Here is a 19,120-nt window from a genome sequence, read left to right as displayed (position 1 = left end):
CATCTGATGTTATCAGTCATTTTAATTCGTTAATCTAAACACAAACGAAATGTCGAGTTTGACGTAAATACATTTAAAATTAGGACCACAATGAAACCAATAACAACAATCATAACCGGCGGCAGCATGGGCATTGGACTGGCAATTGCTGAGCAACAGAGTCAGGCTGGTGCACACGTTTATAACCTCGATCTACAAGACTTTGAATGTTCTGTTCCAAACGCCACTTGGATTAAGTGTGATGTTTCTAACGTCACTGCAGTTCACCAAGCGATATCAACAATTGTTGCTCAGAGTGGCCATATTGATCGATTGGTGTGCAATGCTGGTAGGCATTTGTCGGCGACTATAGAAGAGACTAGCGAAGATATGTTGGATGCGATCTTTGCCGTTAACGTTAAAGGTGCCTATGCCTCAATCCAAGCTGTCCTTCCTAGTATGAAAGCGCAGCAAAAAGGCGCAATAATACTGATGGGTTCGGACCAATCATTCGTGGGTAAGCAAAATTCATTTGCGTATGGCTTAACTAAGTCTGCCCTTGCCTCCATCGCTAAAACAACAGCTCTAGACTACGCCGGTGACAACATTCGCGTAAATGCCGTATGCCCAGGTACCATTGAAACGCCACTGTTTCACAATGCGATTGATAAATACGTGCAACAAAGTGGTGCTGATAAACAGCTTGTACTGCAGGAAGAAGCTTCATTACAACCGCTGGGAAAATTAGGCCAGCCGGAAGACGTAGCGGCTCTCGTCGGCTTTCTATTAAGTGACGACGCGAAATTCATCACAGGTAGCTTACACGCCGTTGATGGAGGTTATACTGCCCAATAACGAGTAATTGTCACGGTTGGTGTTTACCTGAACACAATTAGTTTATACTTTTAACCTTATGAGTAACTGGCACGTTACAGTGGATGTTAGTGTGCATGGTGTAGTTGAAATATGCGTACCGACTTTTCCATTCGTCTATACATCGTTTTGTTGTTTACGATTGTTTTTCCAATCTGCGGAATCGCTCAGCCATATATTAACTTAGAGCACCAACCCGCCATTACCGCAGGTAAATTTACCAACTACTTTCAAGAGTCAGAGAAACGACTCTCGATAGAACAAGCCATTGAGCATTTTAATTCTCGCCCGTTGAACCTTGGAAACAGTCAGTCCATATCACTGGGTATCAGCGTTGACCCGGTGTGGCTTAAAACTCGACTATATACAGAAAAGCAATCAGACAGCCTTTACCGAGTCAGCATTGAAACACCATGGCTAGACCAAATAGATGCTTGGCTGGTACATGAAGGAAAAGTGATCAAGCATATCACCGGTGGTGATGGTACCCCGTACCAACAACGGCCTATGCAATATCGCTATTTTGCGTTTGAGTCGCCTATTCCCACAGGAGAAACGGTACTTTACCTTAGAGTTGAGAGCGTTGGCCCTATGGCTATTCCGCTTAGGATTTCAAAGGCTGATTTAGCGGTAAAACGCGATATTTCCAGTAGCTACCAGTATGGCTTTCTGTACGGGATCATGATGGCTCTTGCCATGTACAACCTCATCATATTCTTCAGTATTAAACATAAAGAGTATGGGCTATACGCGTTGTATCTAATAGGGTTTGTGGTTAACAGCCTGTCATACACAGGTCAGTTGCATACATGGATCACGCCGGATTGGGGGCCGTATTTCCAAGATTGGCTCGATATCTCCTTGATGATCACCTACTCCATTGCAGGACTGCATTTTGCCAGAGCGCTATTGAACACCAAAGATTACGCGCCCAGGCTCGATAGTTTTACACGTTGGGTTACGATCATAATCCCCATTGGAATGGGACTTGGCGCAGTCATCAACAGTTTAACTCTGGCACTGTTACTCGCGTTCCTGTTGAACACCAGCTTTGCCATACTGTTCATCGCAATGGGCTATCAAGCGCTGAAAAACAACGTACCTGCCGCAAAGCTGTTTTTGCTGTGCTCCGTAACCGCAGCAGTATGCATATGTATATCAACAGCCGCCGTTGCGGGTTTGCTGCCTTACAATGACTTCACTTTCAAATTGATAGAAGTTGGAATGGCATTTGAAGCCATATTCCTCGCATTCTTGTTAGCCCAGCGCTTTCGTTTAGCCGAAGTTGAAAAGCGAGTGGCTGAACAGAGCGCTCGGCTTGATTCACTTACTGGTTTGAACAATCGCAGAGGCTTTGAGCATCTTGCCTACCCGATATGGCATCAGCATGTCAGAGCCAAACGAAATGTATCAGTTGTGTTGATCGACATCGATTATTTTAAAGCTATCAACGATGAACATGGCCATGCCATTGGTGATGAAGTGTTACGCAGTGTCGCATCATTGCTAGAGCATGGTGCCCGCAAGAGTGACATTTTATCGCGTTGGGGTGGTGAAGAGTTTTTGCTAATGCTACCCGATACCGATGAAACTCAGGCGATGCAACATGCCGAAAGGCTACGCCAACTGATAGAACGCTCAAGTGTTGAAAATGACGGTAAAGAGCCTATCCAGTTTACCGCCAGTTTTGGTGTGTGTGGCACGGCATCAGGACAGTTTGGCAATAGAGACATTAAATCAAATGACTTTGAACAAATGATTAATGCCGCTGATAAGGCCTTATATCAAGTTAAAAATACGGGGCGGAATCAAGTTTATACTGCTAGTTAGCTATTTCGCAGTAGACTGTAACCACAATCCATTGATACTTGCCTCAATGCTGCATACGGGCGTGAGAACCGCTTTAACCGCTAGGCCCCCGCTCCCTATTGAGCAAGCTCAACACGAAGTATGGAGTTTCGTTGCGAGAGTGGCTGGCGTTACACGTTAAAAAAGAGCCACGCCCGTGTGGCTCTTTTTATTTCGGCTGGTTCCATAGGACATAAGGATAATCATAGGTCATATGGACAATAGCTTTCTATTCATTTCGAGCCTAGTGTTAGACACGTAATATATTGATTTCCACATAAGGCATGATGATGAAAACGCGTGTATATGATGTGCCCACAAGAGTCTTCCACTGGTTATTTGCAACCGGTTTTATCACTGCATTTACCATCGCTAATACTATAGATGATGACGATACTGCATTTTCCTATCATATGCTTGCCGGTATTTTCATAAGTGCTCTGGTACTTTGGCGAATCCTGTGGGGATTGATCGGGACGCGTCACGCTCGCTTTAGCGATTTTTCTCTACAGCCCAACGCATTATTGTCCTATATCAAAAATATAACGTCAGACGGTGCTAAGGTATGGACTGGGCATAATCCAGCTTCGAGTTGGGCGGCGATCGCAATGTTTTTGCTTACCCTGTCTCTAGCGACAACGGGTTTTTGTATGATATCCGGTATTGGTGGTGAGGAAATCGAGGATATTCATGAGCTGTTAGCAAACGCGTTCATAGTTATTGTGCTGCTGCATATAGCAGGCATCGTGATCCACACGAAAAAGCATAAAGATAGCCTTGGAAAAAGTATGCTGCATGGCATGAAAGAAAAACTGGATGAACCCGTAACTCCCGTAGCGAGTCGGAAGAAGTCTGGCGCTATATTGTTATCGCTTAGTCTATTTATGCTTTTTTACTTAGTGAGCAATTTTGATGCGACAACCCGAACACTCGATATTTTAGGGCAATCATTCCATATGACCGAATACGAAACGAGTGAGCATTATGAGTATGAACATGAGGATTAAGAGCACTAATGAATAATCGCGACAGATTAATTTTACTGACAACGTTGATCCTCATCACAGCGATTATCGTGGCAGACCTCATAATTGACTTTAGAGAAGGCGTTGCCGCTTGGCATATACTAATCGAGGGCATTGCTGGGCTGCTCGCACTCGGTGGTATTTTTTATATCATCAAAGATCTGCTTCAAGTCAGACAAGCTTTGAATCAACAACGCCGCATTTCGGCTACCTTAAGAAAAGAAGCCGAGCAATGGCGATCGCAGTCAAAGGTCTGTCTTGAAGGTCTTTCAAAGTTGATTGATCAGCAACTTACAAGCTGGAACTTGACTCCAGCGGAGCGAGAAGTGGCATTTTTACTATTAAAAGGCTTAAGTCTGAAAGAAATAGCCGCCGTTCGAAACACCACAGAAAAAACGGCTCGGGTGCAATCGATGGCTGTGTATGCGAAAGCCGGGCTTAGCAGTCGCGCCGAACTATCAGCATTCTTTTTAGAAGACTTATTACCCGCGACAGCTGAAGCCGATTCACGTGCTGCTTAAAACACATGAATAAATTATGAGTTCCGCTTGCCCAACCTGATTGTTACAATATAACATGTTTAATTAATCTAAGTGTCCTTCGCATTTAAGGAAAGAAGGTCACTCTTTATACCTCTACACATGGAACCAACATGCATTCAAAAGTTTTACATCAACTGTGTATAGTTACTGGTTTAGCGATTGCGAGCAGTGGTTGCTCAGTTGCGGTCTCTGGCAATAAAAGCATCAATAATGAGCTACATAGTCCAGTAGCCGAAACAACTATACAAGGTGAATTATCTTTTACCACTTGGAATGTAGAACACCTTGCCTACCCAATTTCGCAAGGCTGCAAGCCCCGCACCTCAGAAGAGCTGGCAAAATTACAAGCGTATGCGAGCTCATTAGACGCTGATGTTGTAGGTCTTCAAGAGGTAGCATCGGTTGAAGCTGTTGCTCAGTTATTTCCTACCAGTGAATGGCAACTATTCGTTTCTGCTCGCCCGGACAGTGAGCCCTACACATGCAGGCGTAGCGGGTTTACATCAACGCAGCAAAAAGTCGCGATTGCAGTACGTAAAGGTATTGATGTTGTAAACGTTTCAACATTGGATGAATTTGGCCTTGGTCTTAGAGGCCTGCGACATGGTTTAGAACTTCAAATTGACACCCCACTGGGTCCCGTCAATGTGTTAAACGTGCATATGAAAAGCGGATGCTTCGTAGACAACTACGCTCGTGCTGACTCCGAAGCCTGTAGCATATTCAAGCAACAAGCCCCGATACTGGATGCATGGGTAGAAAAACAAGAAGTGAGCAAACAACCTTACGTGCTGATGGGTGATTTCAATCACCGCTTATCAGCGCCGTATAACCAACTTAACCGTGATTTAATCACCAATTCAAATGGTACAGCGTCAACTCTGGTTAATACCACCAAGGATACATTAGGCTGTCACCCCTATTATCCTGCGCTAATAGATCACATATTGATTGGTGGACAAGCTATGCAGACGCTGGATAAAACGATTAGCGTGCATACATTTGATGATATGCAAGTTGAAAACATGCTCAGTGACCACTGTGCTGTATCACTGAATTTATCAGCTAAAGCATTGCCTATTACTAACTCTGTCAAATGGCAAACCACCAGCAAAGAATACCGTTACCTGACCACCTCAATATACACCCAAGCTTCTAAAACCTTAAGGTCTATGACTTTACCCAGCGATGCATGGACTGTAGTGATGGACATTGACGAAACCGTTCTGGATAACAGTCAATATCAGGTTCGTTTGGATACCACAGGGTCTCACTATACCAGCGCAAGCTGGAATGCGTGGGTAGCTGAAGAAAATGCAGGGCTTGTTCCGGGTGTTGCTGATTTTATGTCAACGGTGATTGAGCTGGGAGGTACGTTGTCTCTCGTGACCAACCGTAATCGCGCGCTTGATCAACATACATGGTCAAACATGCAAGCATTAGGTCTACCGATTGGCACTAACAACACATGTTTAATGGGTCGTACCAAAGAAGATGTATCAGCAATCAATGACACCACAATAATCAATGATAAAGATTTGCGTCGACAGCAGGTTCAAAATGGCTCAGCCAGTTGCTACCAGCCTGGTAGCGAACGCAAGCGTATAGTCTCCTCTCAGAGCATTATTATGCAAGTGGGTGACAATATCGAAGATTTCGCGCAGACCACACAACATGATGCGGATGTTAATGCGCTCATTCAATCCTCCGGCGACACGCTAATATTATTGCCTAACCCGATGTATGGTTCTTGGTAGGACTCAACAATGAGGAGATAAATAAGCCGTTCATAATTTTCGATAAGATTGGAATTTAGAGGTTTCAGATAGTGAATATATTTAACGGCTTATATCCCTACCAGCCAATTAATGAACTGCCTCGTTTCTGAGGAGTTCTTAAAGTTAGCACTTTTGATTTTTTGCGCATCTTTAAAAACAACGCAAAACCTGTTCACCGATATTGAGGTGATTGGTGGATGTGCTTCTAAATGCACATTATTATTCATATTAAACATGATGTTCTTCTATTAGGTGGAAAAAGTGGGCAACTAAAATGCCTGACAAAAAATGACGGATTGTGGGGATGATGGGAATGAAGGCTAGAAAAATCTAGCCTTAGCAAATAAGTAGTTTTTAAAGTGCAACTACTTTAGAAGCTTCAGGGCCTTTTTGACCTTGTTCAATAACAAACTCTACTTGCTGGCCTTCTCTTAACGATTTGTATCCCTCTGAAACGATTGAGCGGAAGTGAACAAACACATCTTTACCGCCGTTTGAAGGTGTTAAAAAGCCAAAGCCTTTATCTTCATTGAACCACTTAACAATACCATTTACTGAATTAGACATATATTAACTCTCTTAAAATTTAAATTTTGGTGATAAACACCATCAAAGCATTAGATAGCACAAGAAAGGCAGTAGCCAATAAGGCAACTGAAAATACAAATTCAACTTCTAAGGAGTAAAAGAGGAAAAAGGAGACGCAAGGTGCATTATGTAGATAAAGCTTTAACTCTCTAAAGCCTGTGTAGTATACGCTTATAATAAAAATTAGATACTGTTTTATTTAAATTGCTTTTCGAGCAAGCTAATCTTATTAAAAGCTAATCATTTTGTTTGCTATTGAAGCATTGTTTGCACAATTGGGATGTGATGATCACAACTGTTTATCAACGATAGAGCAGTCAACGCCTCTACACTGATCACATGTGTCTCAACCTCACACTGATTCACTCTGCGCATTAGACAATCAAAATCACCATCACCACTCATTAAAATCACATGTTCAACCTGCGCCATAGCGTCCATAATGTCGATGGTGATCCCAACATCCCAATCGCCTTTCGCTGAGCCATCCCCGCGCGTAATGTAGGGCTTTAACTTGACATTAAACCCCATGCTACGCAGCGCGGTTTGAAATTTACGCTGACCTTCATTATTGCTGTCAATGGCATAGGCATTAGCAATTGACACGTCATAATCCGCATCCAAGCGCTCCATAAGCGCGCGGTAATTAAATGAGCGCTTGTAGTGCTCTTTGCAGGTGTAATAGATGTTTTGCACATCAACAAAGATTGCCGCTGTCGGCTTTGAGCTAATCACCTTTTCTAACCGGCGCGTTTGCGTTAGGTTTACGCGTATTACGCTTGGGCCTTCTAGCGTGATGGCGAGGCTTTTCCTTTTTCGCTGTATCCGTTTCTTGAGGAGCGGACTTCACTTTAGGCTTTTTAGGGCGCTTAATTTTCTTAGGCGGTAGTTTAATCTCAGCAACTGCCTGATTGGGTTCAAAGCCCTGAACCACTTGCCTTGGAATAGTGAGCTTTATCAATCGTTCAATGCTGGCCAGCTGTTCAGCTTCGTCCGCAGACACTAGCGAAATAGCTAATCCAGACTTCCCTGCACGCCCCGTCCGACCTATACGGTGCACATAATCTTCATCCACATTAGGCAGGTCAAAATTCACTACATAGGGTAATGACGCGATATCTATCCCTCTCGCTGCGATATCCGTTGCAACAAGTACTTGTACTTTACCGCTCTTAAAATCGGCCAGCGCTTTCAGCCTCACGTTCTGACTCTTGTTACCGTGAATAGCGGCAGAGTTAACGCCACTTTTGATTAACTTGGTTACCAGCCTGTTCGCGCCATGCTTGGTTCTGCAGAATACTAATACTTGAGACCACTGATGGTGCTTGATCAGATGGATCAAGACTTGAGTCTTTTTACTTTTATCAACCGGATGCACTTTTTGCTCAATGCGCTCAACGGTTGTATTAGGAGGCGTAACCGAAACTTCTATTGGATCATGTGTCAACGTGCGAGCTAAGGTTCTGATTTCATCCGAAAACGTGGCTGAAAACATAAGGTTTTGACGCTTGGCCGGCAGCAATGCCAGGATTTTCTTGATGTCATGAATAAATCCCATATCCAGCATGCGGTCAGCTTCGTCGAGTACCAATACTTCTAATTGATCAAATTTGATGGCGTTTTGCTGAAACAAATCGAGAAGCCTGCCAGGTGTCGCGATCAAAATATCGGTGCCTTTGCGTAACTTCATCATTTGCGGGTTGATCTTTACCCCGCCATACACCAGATTACTCACTAGATTAAGCTGCTCTCCGTATGCTTCGACACTGGCCGAAACCTGTGCGGCTAACTCTCGCGTTGGGGTTAAAATTAACGCTCTAACGTTATTGGCTCTAACGCTGCGTTCACTTTGTTCTAGCCTCTGTAGCAGAGGCAATGTAAACGCTGCCGTCTTTCCGGTCCCCGTTTGTGCAGCGGCCATAACATCTCGCCCTTCCAAAATAGGCGGAATAGCCTTTAGTTGAATAGCCGAAGGTTCTGAATATCCCTTTTTAGCGAGAGCAGAAAGTAGCGGCGTCATGAGTCCGAGAGCGTCAAAAGTCATAATAGGCAGTGTCTAGTGATTAATACGTATGAAGGTGTAGAGGTTATCTTCTCAAAAGAACGGTGTGTTTACTTTCAAGCGGGGCGCAGAATACATGAAATAGTCTCATTTAGCGAATTATTCAACGACTGTCGCAGTGTTAACGACTTGTAGTTTGGATAGACCGCCATTATTCGCTGCTCATCTTATTCTGCCCTCGCAAACCCATATCAGTTCGCTGGTTCAACATTTTAAGTGTAGCAAATACCTGTTATCACACCCCCCATGTTGGGTCACCAACAATGACCAATCGCCAAGTTGATTTTTGACAGTCGCCAGTTTGCCAGCTTTACTTATAGAAATAGTCTAAAAGTCGACGTAATGCATTGTAGTAAACGAGCGGTTTTGTTAGTTACCTGTGCCACATGCGCGGCGCACGCGAATGCACAAAGTCGCATCGATTCGCTTCTTTCGTTGTCGTTGGAGGAGCTACGAAATATTGAAATTTCGGTTGCGTCCAACGTCGTTACCACATTACGTGAGCAACCCACCTCAATTACCACAATATCGGCCGATACAATTCGCCTATCGGGCGCTCGAACGTTAAATGAATTACTTACGCTGTATGTGCCTGGCTACTTTCAAGTCGAGGACCAAGACGATACGATCGCAGGCTTTCGTGGCGTAGTACCCGATAACAACTCCAAGACGATGCTGCTTCTTAATGGCCAAAACCTTAATACTGAATGGTTCTGGGGCGCGCCTGATACCATTCTCAATGGCGTTGATTTAGAGCTTATTGAGCGCATCGAAGTCATTCGCGGACCCGGCTCAGTGACGTTAGGACAAGGCGCACTGTTAGGTGTCATTAACATTGTAACCAAGCAATCACTAGCGTCAGGCAGTTCAATTTCGGTTAAAGCCGGCGAAAACGGGTTTATAAAGTTAAGTGCGGATTTTCGTTACAAAAATGAAGACACCAGCGCCTACGCATTTTTGTCTAAGGGCGAATATGACGGACAGCATATGCCTAATGTTGGCTGGGCAAGAACAAGGGTTGACCAAGGCTTATCGGTGTTTGAACGCAATCATCGAATAAGAAGAAACGAACACCAGAGCCTGTTTGCCAATGTTAAGCATAAACAGTTTGAGCTGGATGTTTTTCATTTCGAACAAACACGTGACCTATACAATTTTTATCGTGACAGAGAAGTCGTTGAACAATCTATTCAGGGCATATCCGGCCACTACAATTACACGCTAAACGACAACATTAAGATAAAATTCAGTGCTAACTATACGAAAGACGACTATCAGTTGTTCTCGCATGGAGGCAACATTGGCACTGCCAATCGGTACAACTTTGAATCCACACAAAGTCAATTTTCCAGTTTTGTACAAGACGGTACCTTTGTAGCCGACTCTTTCGTTACGCCAGGCTTGGTTATGGGAGGCACCGGCGAGGTTCGTCAAGGCCTAAAACTACTGGTTAACTGGGAAGAGCCATTGCCAAATCACCGCGTCGCATTCGGTGCGGAATATGTGAATTATGACTACGGCAACACAAACAGTGAAGGCAACAATTACATTCTCAACGAAGAGATACAGTTGCTTGGCTTCTCCAGTAACGGCGCAGGTGGTTTTATTCACAGCAACAGTTTGAATGAATCCAATACCTGGGTTAAACCCGATAGTGTGCAAATTAAGAGTTTATTCGTTGAGGACTTATATCAATTTAATAAGCAACTTGATTTTTTTGGTGCGTTTCGCTTCGATGACCATCCCAATTGGGGCTCACAACTGAGCCCTAGACTTGGAGCTTTGTACGACATCAATGGCGTTCACCTCATTCGTTTTACCTGGCAAACAGGATTCAGAGGCGCCGTAGGCGTTCAATACAGTGGTGGTTTTGTGCAGGATGGCTTGTTAGCGCAGAGTAACTTTGATATTGCCAATGAACTGGCAGTACTCAATGCCGATTTCAATTTTGATGGCATTGTTGGTAACGATCTCAAAACACTCACCCCCGTTGAGCCTGAAACCATAGAGAGTTTCGAAATATCCTACCAATACAGCCAAGAACGTTGGCAGATAAATGGAGTGGCTTTCTACAATACTGTTGAAGATATCCTCGCGGCAGACGCTAACGCTTGGATTGGCTTCGTATTTGGGGACAAGATTGGGACTGACGATATTGGTACATGGGGTGGCAATTGGTATTACCAAAATCAAAGCGGTAAATTGACGCAGCGCGGTTTAGAGCTGGAAGTGAGCTATCAAATGGATAATCTCATGCTACGTGCAAGTCATGCCAATGTTGGGGTTGTCAATGCGGATCCGGGCGTTATCGGTGGCTATGTTTTAGACGGTAACAATGTAGCGGCATACCCTGAAAACATCTCGCGCTTTCACCTTAACTATCATACCTCAATGTCATCAGGTGACTTTTCCTTACAATACGAGCACGTTCGCTATTGGCGTTACCACGCGCCTACTGGAGCAACGGTCAACGGCGGTCATATTGCCAATTTAGGTATGGCTTTGCGTTTTAACAGTGTAGAAAATCTTGAGGTTGGCGCGACCATCAAAAATGTGTGGAATGAAGACGCACTCTACCCCATAAATGGCACTGGTGATTTACTTGGTGCAGATGGCACCCCATCAATTGAAAAGCGCACATGGTGGTTAACGGCTAATTATCAATTCTAGAAATATGAAAGACCTATTAACCGCATGAGCCTCAAAACAGGTTAGTGACAAACAGGTAGTTCAACGAGATAGGTGGCATTGAGAGTTATCGCTATCTAGCATATTGTGGTAAAAAATCTTCGTGGAGCATACTAAGTGGTAAGGTTAGGCTTGCTGTTTTTGCTATTTGTAGTTGCTAGCAACCTGACAGGTTGTGGTGGCGATAGTGGCTCTTCTACAGTCGGATCAGACTTTTCAGAACCACCTGTACCCGCCCCGGCTCCCCAGACTGAAAGCTTTCAAATATTATTTATGGGCAATAGCCACACAGCGGCAAATCAATTACCCACAATGGTAATGGAGCTGATTAACGAGCATTTACCTGAACAGTTGGCGTACGTAGAACGCGTAGCGAAATACCAATATTTAGCAGAACATGCGACATCAACACAAACCCTTTCTCAATTGGCATCCCGCCAGTGGACTCACGTTATTCTACAAGCTCAAAAGTACTCACAAAGCTTTACCGTGGATTACCCAATTACAGGTGCACTCAGCCTGATCGCTAAGGCGCAATCCCAAAATGCCATAGCCATCATGTTTCCTGAGTGGGCGCAGCTTAGTAACGCTGCTGAGACAGAATACATCCACAATATACATGCAGAAATAGCGACACAAAGTAGCGCATGTGTTGCCCCAATTGGCTACGCGTGGGAAAGGGCATTAGAACTAAGACCTGAACTTATTTTGCATGCAGATGATGGTAACCACGCAACGCTCACTGGAAGCTATTTAACGGCTTTGGTGATATTCGAAACGATTACGGGTTTGCCTGCCGATTTACTTCCTGCAACAGATATTACGTCTATTGATGATGACACACAGCGATTTTTGGGTCAGGTTGTTAGCTACGCAATTGCAAATTATGCACCTTGTGAGTATTAGAATAAGCCTATGCAGCCGGCTTTGAATTTATCCCTAGGACTGAAATGAAGTAAGCGATAAGAGTGACTAAACGCGCTGCTATTCAATGCAATTATTGATTGCCTCAGACACTCTAGCCGCATTGAACGGTTTAACAACGTAACCTTTTACACCTTTAGTTATGGCTTTTCTAACACTGTCTGCAGTGCTATCTCCACTGACAATGATAATGCCTGCATCAGGATGCTGAACGTGTATCTCATCTATTATGTCGAGCCCATTGCCATCTGGCAGATCTATATCGAGAAAGACTATTTGGATATCTTTGCCTGATAATATTTTTAACGCTTCTTCAATCGTTGATGCTTGAAAAATGTCTCCCGTGATCTCCGGCTCATGGGTTCTTAATTCACTGATGATCAAACCACGAAGCAATTCCCTAGTCGTTGCAATATCATCGACAATTAAAATACGTAAAGCAGTCATTGTTCCAATACCTTATCTATCTCATTACAAAGTTTAGCCAACAATCCTTGCATCTCTTTGTTAAGATCATGGGCTTGGTCAACTACGTTCGTAAGATCACTATAAGTGAAATTTCCACAAACGCCTTTCAACTGATGTAACTGTGAATTCAATTGCTTATCCTCAAGATAGCGTAGTATAGCGTCTTTATAGTTACCTAAAGAATTTATAAAGAGTGCCTCCAGATGCCGTTGTTTTTCTTCTGACACCTCTCTAACCGCACAAGGCTTTCGCTTACTATTAGACAAATAATTCTGTAACACTTTGAAAAATAGTTTTTTTTCAATCGGCTTCACCACTACATCATCGAACCCTTTCCGAACATACTCTTCAATATCTTTTTTCATGAAGTTGGCTGTTACCGCAACGATAGGCTTTTTGTAACCTAAACCTCGAAGCATTTGAGTAACTTGTAATCCATCAAGTATGGGCATTTGAATATCCATTAAGATCAAATCGAAATTGCCTGCGAGGATCTTTTGCAACCCTACCTCTCCATTAGACGCGACATCAACTTCCGCACCAGTATGAGACAGTAACTGCAATGTAATTTCTAAATTAACAGGGTTGTCTTCCACAACGAGAACATGACCGGATAAATAATTTGTATCGGGCTCTTTTAATGCGCTTCTATCGCCATCTTCTTTGTCATTGAGCTTAATAGGAAAACGAAATACACATTGCGAACCATTTCGAGCCTCACTTTCAACAGATATGCTACCTTCAAGCAATGATGCTAAATGCGTCGCAATCGGCAAGCCAACACTAAGGCTTCCGCGAGCGTCATCTTGTTCTGATAACCGTTTATTCGAGCGCACATTAGCCCCGTATTCATCCCAGACAGCTACGCCACTACTCTTTATACAAAACTCTATTTCTTTAAGTGCGTTATCCAACGTAATTTTTAATTTTACCGTTCCTGCCTCAGTGTGTCTGATCGCATTGTCGATTAATTGAGTGATAACTCTCTTTACAGCCCTTTCATCGCTTTCAATAAAATCAGGGAAACTGTTTGGCCAGTCAAAATTCAGTTTCACGCCTTTCACAGACGCAGCAGTAGAAAACCTGAAATGTATCGCCTCCAGAAGGCGCTTTATGTTAAACGGCGCAATTTTAATCTGAGTGGGCTTATCATTTGAGCTTATTTCGAGGAGCTCATCCAACAAATCCGCCAAAAACATACTGTTTTTGAGGATGATATCCGTGGCTCGTTGCCGCTCACCCGCGTCTAATTTCGTCTCATTTAATTGTTCAGCAAACCCTACGACTGCATTTAGTGGTGTTTTTAATTCATGACTGATATTTTGCAGGAATACTGACTTAACCTTATATGCATCAAGTGCCTCATCTTTTAGTTTTAAAATTTCCTTTGTTCGTTCTGCAACCTGTTCCTCCAATGAATCCCTCAACGCTTCTAATGCCGTGTTCTTCTCATACAATTCACGCGACTTACTTTCGAGCAAATTCTCTGCTTCTCGGCGCGCCTTTCTCTCCCGCTCAAATTTACTCAATGAGACTGTTTGCTTCTCATGCATATAGTTAAACCACTGCTTTACTGCTCAACACTATTGATATCGAAGCGCACTCGCGTAGCGTCCGATGACGGAAGCCTAGTCATTTCAATTGTCATCATTTGACCATAATGCTCAGCGGTCCCTTCTAGCAGTCCTAATGCCAGCATCGAGAAATCTCTACTTGATTCGTATATAAGTTCTAGGTGGTTTTCATTGGACTGCTTAAAAGTGAAGCTTGGTAACTCGGCATCCGGATATAGCTTGTGCACTTCTTGATGGATATGCGCATCAATTGTTTTGAAGAAATCTATGGCGTTGTTACATTGACTAAAAAAGTCAGGGAATTTCTCTAAAAATGCCTTTGATAAGTGTTTCCCAAACGCTTTTACCAACTCAGGAACAGCCTCACCACATTCCAAACTTAACGCCGACACTAGCACCAATATTTCATTATGATCATAGGTTCCCACTGAAGTATAAGCGCCTTTTGAAGGCAGGCTATTAATCGATTTTTCAATGATTGTATCCAGCATTTCATCACCAAATTCCTGCTCGACCATAGTGACAAATTCATCAAAAACAATACCTTTCATATACAGTTCTCAATTTCAACCTTATTCATAGTGTAGCCGTTTACAGGATCTTACAACTGAATAAATGGTAACCATCACACTTTGGTTTTTCATCTCATAGACTGCAGATTGGATGGCTATTGATTATAATTCAACTACAGCTGTTCTCTTTGCAACCGCAACTTAGGAGTTTTACGTGACTCAGCATCCCAAGGACGACCCCGTCGTCAAGCAATTACTGCAGCGCATGCCAAGCAATATTTCATCCACTTTTTCAACAGAACAATTAATCGGGTTACGTTCAGCCATCGGTGTTCGAGGGACAAAGCTTCACGGTGTTGATATACGCACTACCTTTAAAGTCCCGCTTTTCCCATTCAGTTTTTACATGGTTTTCCTAATGGGCAAAGATAAGCGTTCTCTTTCTGAAAAAGAAAAAGGGTTTGCCATCATCTTCTTTATAATCGCGATGAGCCTTGTCGCTACTTCATTGCTATTACTGATTGCACTAATTTTATACTTACTGAAATCTGCTCTTGGCATCAACCTTTTCGATGAATACTCGCTTGGTTTATGGGAATGGTTTAACAAGAGCTGAAGCGATCACAATGCTGGTCAAAGATTGAATTAACACGATTGTGCTCTCAACAATAACTTATTTCACATAATACGTCGCAATTTACAAAAATCGTTTTTCAAAACGCAAAATCGAGACATGGCTTACTTGTCCAGATCAGAAAAAACACCAACAACCTCATTATTTTCAACACGTTAAGAACTTCTAAACAGGTTGGCACAGCACTCGCAATGGTACTTTCAAGATCAATCTGGATGGACGTCTCTTATGTCTTTACCGTTTTACAAGTGCCGCGGGCAGGATATTTCCACAAATCGAATGCTTGATATTGTCATAGCATCACTTTGGGTCGCTCTTATTTCCCCCATTGTATTAATGAATGTAACGGTGGCTTGGTTAGAAAACGCTGCCCCGTTTAAGCGTTTGCATCAAAAAGATGTCCTGGGCCGTCATATCGTTTTACATCGCTTTTCTAGAGGCTTGTTAAAAAAGCATGCCATTGCCTTTGATGTTCTTATCGGCAAGATTTCAATGTGTGGTATTCCACTCGGCCTTCAGCCTCAACTGAAAAATTTGTCTTCTGCTGTATATCTACATTCAGTTAAACCGGGGTTGATCAGTTTATATCAGGTTCATCGCTACAGTGGTTTTTCAGACTCATCATTGCCGCAACTAATTGAGAAACAATTACATATGAACGTTTTTGCAACGTTTGGGTTAATCATCCAATATTGCTTTTGCCGACTTGTTTTTAAGGCTTCTCATGAAACTGCAGCAACATCTATCTCCTTATTCGGTTTTCAGCTTTTCAATGGCGAAATGAATGAAGCCGTTGATCTTATTGTTAATGACCAGCGAGAACCTCATCGAGCTAAAACGTTTTGCTTTGTTAATGCTCATTCCGTAAATCAATCTGCTCGTAATCAGGCTCTACGCAATGCCATTAATAGCTGTGATGCCATTTTCGCTGACGGCAGTGGAATGCGTGTCGCGGCACAGAAGTTGGGCAAAACACTGATAGACAATATTAATGGCACAGATATGCTGCCTATATTATGTGAACGAGCAGAGCGCTTAAATAAACGCATTTTTCTATTAGGTGCAAAACCTGGTGTCGCAGAAAAAACGGCACAAAACTTACAGCGGAAGTATCCGAGCCTGGCAATTTCGGGCGTGCAAAACGGATATTTCAAACCGGAAGATACTGAAGCACTCATTGAGCGTATAAACGCACAAGAAACCGATATATTGTTAGTCGCTTTCGGTTCACCGTTACAGGAAAACTGGATTTCAAAATATGCCACCAAGTTGCAATGCGAATCTGCGATCGCCGTCGGTGGGCTATTCGACTTCTATTCAGGCAATATTCCGAGAGCTCCCTTGGCACTGCGTCAGTTAGGACTAGAGTGGATATGGCGCCTAATACAAGAGCCTAAAACTAAATTCTCACGGTACGTCATTGGTACACCAGAATTCTTGATCCGCACATTTTTTACTAAACAAGCATCAAAAGGAGTCTAACTATGACTAGCGTTCCTTTAAATACATTAAATATTTCTCAAGACCTATCGACTAAGCGCACACGTTTTAGTCACCGAGGATTACCCGTAATTCTTCAAAAACTAGCGGCAGCTATCGCCTTGTTGCTACTTTCACCGATCATACTGATTACTATCTTGTGTATAAAACTTGAAAGTAGAGGCCCAGTATTCTTTTCACAAGTTCGCATTGGAGAATTTGGCAGACGGTTCCATTGTTACAAGCTTCGCTCCATGTATTTGCCAACCGATCCGAAGTTTAGAGCACCAGATCCGTCTAAAAGCGACCGTGATGGGATCTGTAAAAAATATATAAACGACCCTCGTATTACCAAAGTAGGTAAATTCATTCGTAAATACTCTATCGATGAACTGCCTCAACTGTGGAATGTACTGAACGGCGATATGGTGCTTATTGGCCCACGCCCTCCCCTCGATATTGAATACAACGCGTACGACCGCAACATCATGCCAAGACTATTTTGTAAACCCGGCATTACCGGTTTATGGCAAGTGAACGGTAGAGCAGATACCGATTTTGAACAACAAATTTCGTTAGACAAACAGTATGTAAACGCGCAATCGATACTGATGGATATAAAGATTTTATTCTCAACCATTCCTGCCGTTCTAAAAGCGAAGGGAGCATACTAAAACCTATAAGCCCGTTGCTCATCAACGGGCTTTTTTATCTCCAGATTCATCAAAAATCGATTATCAAACTGCAAATCAACCATTTTGCATACTGCAAAAAAAATCGATGCCAAATCATTTTATTTATATATTTCATACAGTTAAAACATGGCCTAATTTCTGCGTTATCAGGGTATCACTCTGATTAAGCGGAAATATCATGTGTAAACCTACTCAACTGCAAATTGTGGCCATACTGCTCGTAACCTTGATGCTTGTTGCATGCAAACACACAAGCGATAGCAGGTTATTACTCCCTGACAGCAACACATTTTACGGTGCGAGCAAAACCAAAGGTATTCAGTTCTCACAAGAGAGCGTGCCTAACGCTGTGTTCTCAACGGAGCTTGAATGTTCAACCCGTGAACATTTTGCTGCACCTTTAAACTACAGAGTAGATAAAACCATCTCACTAGCGACCTCTTCTATGCCTTTTCAATATCAAGCTCACGGTGAACAAAAATACGGACTGCCTCTCAGCCCTGGTGATCTAGTCGAAGTTCTGATTGAAAATGGTGACGGTTTCAATGGTCGATATGTGCTTGATCCAAATGGCTACATTAACTTGCCATTGCTTGATCCAATCAGTGCTGCAGGAAAGCCCGCCTATCTAGTCAGCCAGGAAATTGAGCTTGCACTCATTAAAAACGAAATTTTCCAGCCTGCGACGGCGGTTGTCTCTGTACAAATACTGAATCTTGCTGGTGTTGAAGTCAGCGTCGCTGGTGCCGTATTTCAACCGGGACGAGTTCTGATCAACAGCAAAACACCCAATGCCCTACTAGATGAACAAATCGCTGCATTTGGTGACTTTTCGGACAAACGTTTATTGTCAGAAGCTATCCGTTCAGCCTCAGGCATCCGCCCTGATGCGAAAGTCGATCAAATCATCCTCATTCGCAATGGTTGGCAAGTTGAAGTTGATTTAACTGGCATTTTAACCGGTACGCCGGTCAACGATGTCCCTTTAATTGCAGGTGACCAAATTATCGTACCGAGCACGGGGTGTTTCCAACAACACTTAGTTCGCCCTAGCCAAATTACGCCAAAAGGTTTTAGAGTCTATATGTCGAACCTGATTGACTCCGCCGGAGGCAATGCCGCTGCTGCCGTTGGCCGCTATTCAACTAACCTAACCTATGGTTCACGCTTATTACAGGCGGCAATTTCAGCAAACTGTGTCGGTGGAAAATCATGGACGAACGCACCGAGAAGTATAATGTTGGCTAGTACTCACCCGATCACGGGCGAAGTACAAGTGCTAGAGCGCTCTGTTGAGCAAATCATGAAATACCCCAGTCGTGAAGATATCAACCCATTTCTGATGCCAAACGATGCTGTAGCTTGTTATGACTCAAGTGTCACCAATGTACGTGATATTGCTGGCACGCTTTACGATCTGCTTAAACCCATCGCGTTGTTTTAGGAGCATT

The 19,120-nt window shown here is 43.2% G+C and carries 17 protein-coding genes; 11 read left to right on the top strand and 6 right to left on the bottom strand.

Annotation, left to right across the window (positions count from 1 at the left end; genetic code table 11):
• The first annotated feature begins 90 nt into the window (after positions 1-90).
• From CSH93_RS09220 to CSH93_RS09200, 5 genes are all read left to right on the top strand, one after another.
• On the top strand, positions 91-834 hold the full coding sequence (locus CSH93_RS09220) for an SDR family NAD(P)-dependent oxidoreductase (RefSeq protein ID WP_100642962.1): 744 nt from the start codon (positions 91-93) through the stop codon (positions 832-834).
• A gap of 111 nt (positions 835-945) precedes the next feature.
• Positions 946-2,682 carry a diguanylate cyclase gene (locus CSH93_RS09215; protein ID WP_100642961.1) on the top strand — a complete coding sequence of 579 codons (1,737 nt, stop codon included), beginning with the start codon at positions 946-948 and terminating at the stop codon, positions 2,680-2,682.
• 308 nt (positions 2,683-2,990) lie between these two features.
• The gene (locus CSH93_RS09210) at positions 2,991-3,707 is read left to right on the top strand and encodes a cytochrome b/b6 domain-containing protein (RefSeq protein WP_164078334.1); all 717 of its coding nucleotides are present in this window, start codon (positions 2,991-2,993) and stop codon (positions 3,705-3,707) included.
• A gap of 8 nt (positions 3,708-3,715) precedes the next feature.
• Positions 3,716-4,246, top strand: a complete 531-nt coding sequence (locus tag CSH93_RS09205) for a helix-turn-helix transcriptional regulator (RefSeq protein WP_100642959.1) — start codon at positions 3,716-3,718, stop codon at positions 4,244-4,246.
• Between the two features lie 131 nt (positions 4,247-4,377).
• The gene (locus tag CSH93_RS09200; protein ID WP_100642958.1) at positions 4,378-6,024 is read left to right on the top strand and encodes an HAD family acid phosphatase; all 1,647 of its coding nucleotides are present in this window, start codon (positions 4,378-4,380) and stop codon (positions 6,022-6,024) included.
• Positions 6,025-6,399: 375 nt separating this feature from the next.
• Here the strand turns inward: CSH93_RS09200 and cspE are convergent, their stop codons facing one another.
• From cspE to CSH93_RS09185, 3 genes are all read right to left on the bottom strand, one after another.
• Positions 6,400-6,612, bottom strand: a complete 213-nt coding sequence (gene cspE, locus CSH93_RS09195) for a transcription antiterminator/RNA stability regulator CspE (RefSeq protein ID WP_100642957.1) — start codon at positions 6,610-6,612, stop codon at positions 6,400-6,402.
• A gap of 273 nt (positions 6,613-6,885) precedes the next feature.
• The gene (locus tag CSH93_RS09190) at positions 6,886-7,368 is read right to left on the bottom strand and encodes a LabA-like NYN domain-containing protein (RefSeq protein ID WP_240615553.1); all 483 of its coding nucleotides are present in this window, start codon (positions 7,366-7,368) and stop codon (positions 6,886-6,888) included.
• Complete coding sequence (locus CSH93_RS09185) at positions 7,361-8,677, bottom strand: DEAD/DEAH box helicase (protein WP_100642956.1); 1,317 nt, start codon at positions 8,675-8,677, stop codon at positions 7,361-7,363. Before CSH93_RS09185 ends, CSH93_RS09190 begins: the two co-directional genes overlap by 8 nt.
• Positions 8,678-9,037: 360 nt before the next feature.
• Here CSH93_RS09185 and CSH93_RS09180 point away from each other — a divergent pair, with 360 nt between their 5' ends.
• Positions 9,038-11,365, top strand: a complete 2,328-nt coding sequence (locus tag CSH93_RS09180; protein WP_100642955.1) for a TonB-dependent receptor plug domain-containing protein — start codon at positions 9,038-9,040, stop codon at positions 11,363-11,365.
• A 135-nt stretch (positions 11,366-11,500) separates the two neighbouring features.
• On the top strand, positions 11,501-12,289 hold the full coding sequence (locus CSH93_RS09175) for a hypothetical protein (protein ID WP_100642954.1): 789 nt from the start codon (positions 11,501-11,503) through the stop codon (positions 12,287-12,289).
• Positions 12,290-12,367: 78 nt separating this feature from the next.
• Here CSH93_RS09175 and CSH93_RS09170 read toward each other — a convergent pair whose 3' ends face one another.
• The 3 genes from CSH93_RS09170 to CSH93_RS09160 are packed head-to-tail and all read right to left on the bottom strand — an operon-like array spanning position 12,368 to position 14,900.
• A complete protein-coding gene (locus CSH93_RS09170) occupies positions 12,368-12,754 on the bottom strand; it encodes a response regulator (RefSeq protein WP_100642953.1) in 387 nt (128 codons plus the stop codon).
• The gene (locus CSH93_RS09165; RefSeq protein WP_100642952.1) at positions 12,751-14,328 is read right to left on the bottom strand and encodes a response regulator; all 1,578 of its coding nucleotides are present in this window, start codon (positions 14,326-14,328) and stop codon (positions 12,751-12,753) included. The genes CSH93_RS09170 and CSH93_RS09165 overlap by 4 nt, the downstream gene beginning before the upstream one ends.
• Positions 14,329-14,345: 17 nt before the next feature.
• Positions 14,346-14,900: a heme NO-binding domain-containing protein gene (locus CSH93_RS09160; protein ID WP_100642951.1), complete on the bottom strand. Its 555-nt coding sequence runs from the start codon at positions 14,898-14,900 to the stop codon at positions 14,346-14,348.
• 175 nt (positions 14,901-15,075) lie between these two features.
• Between CSH93_RS09160 and CSH93_RS09155 the strand changes: the two genes are divergently transcribed.
• The 4 genes from CSH93_RS09155 to CSH93_RS09140 all read left to right on the top strand — a co-directional run bounded on the left by CSH93_RS09155 (position 15,076) and on the right by CSH93_RS09140 (position 19,113).
• The gene (locus CSH93_RS09155) at positions 15,076-15,477 is read left to right on the top strand and encodes a 3-phosphoshikimate 1-carboxyvinyltransferase (RefSeq protein ID WP_240615552.1); all 402 of its coding nucleotides are present in this window, start codon (positions 15,076-15,078) and stop codon (positions 15,475-15,477) included.
• A gap of 246 nt (positions 15,478-15,723) precedes the next feature.
• Positions 15,724-16,977 carry a WecB/TagA/CpsF family glycosyltransferase gene (locus CSH93_RS09150; protein WP_100642950.1) on the top strand — a complete coding sequence of 418 codons (1,254 nt, stop codon included), beginning with the start codon at positions 15,724-15,726 and terminating at the stop codon, positions 16,975-16,977.
• A 2-nt stretch (positions 16,978-16,979) separates the two neighbouring features.
• On the top strand, positions 16,980-17,648 hold the full coding sequence (locus tag CSH93_RS09145; protein WP_100642949.1) for a sugar transferase: 669 nt from the start codon (positions 16,980-16,982) through the stop codon (positions 17,646-17,648).
• A 199-nt stretch (positions 17,649-17,847) separates the two neighbouring features.
• A complete protein-coding gene (locus CSH93_RS09140; RefSeq protein ID WP_240615551.1) occupies positions 17,848-19,113 on the top strand; it encodes a polysaccharide biosynthesis/export family protein in 1,266 nt (421 codons plus the stop codon).
• The last annotated feature ends 7 nt before the right edge of the window (positions 19,114-19,120 follow it).

The sequence above is a fragment of the Neoalteromonas facilis genome (assembly GCF_002807665.1).
GTDB classification, from domain to species: Bacteria; Pseudomonadota; Gammaproteobacteria; order Enterobacterales; family Alteromonadaceae; genus Alteromonas_E; species Alteromonas_E facilis.
Note: the sequence above shows the minus strand (reverse complement) of the source record. Positions and strands in the feature narration are given on the sequence as shown.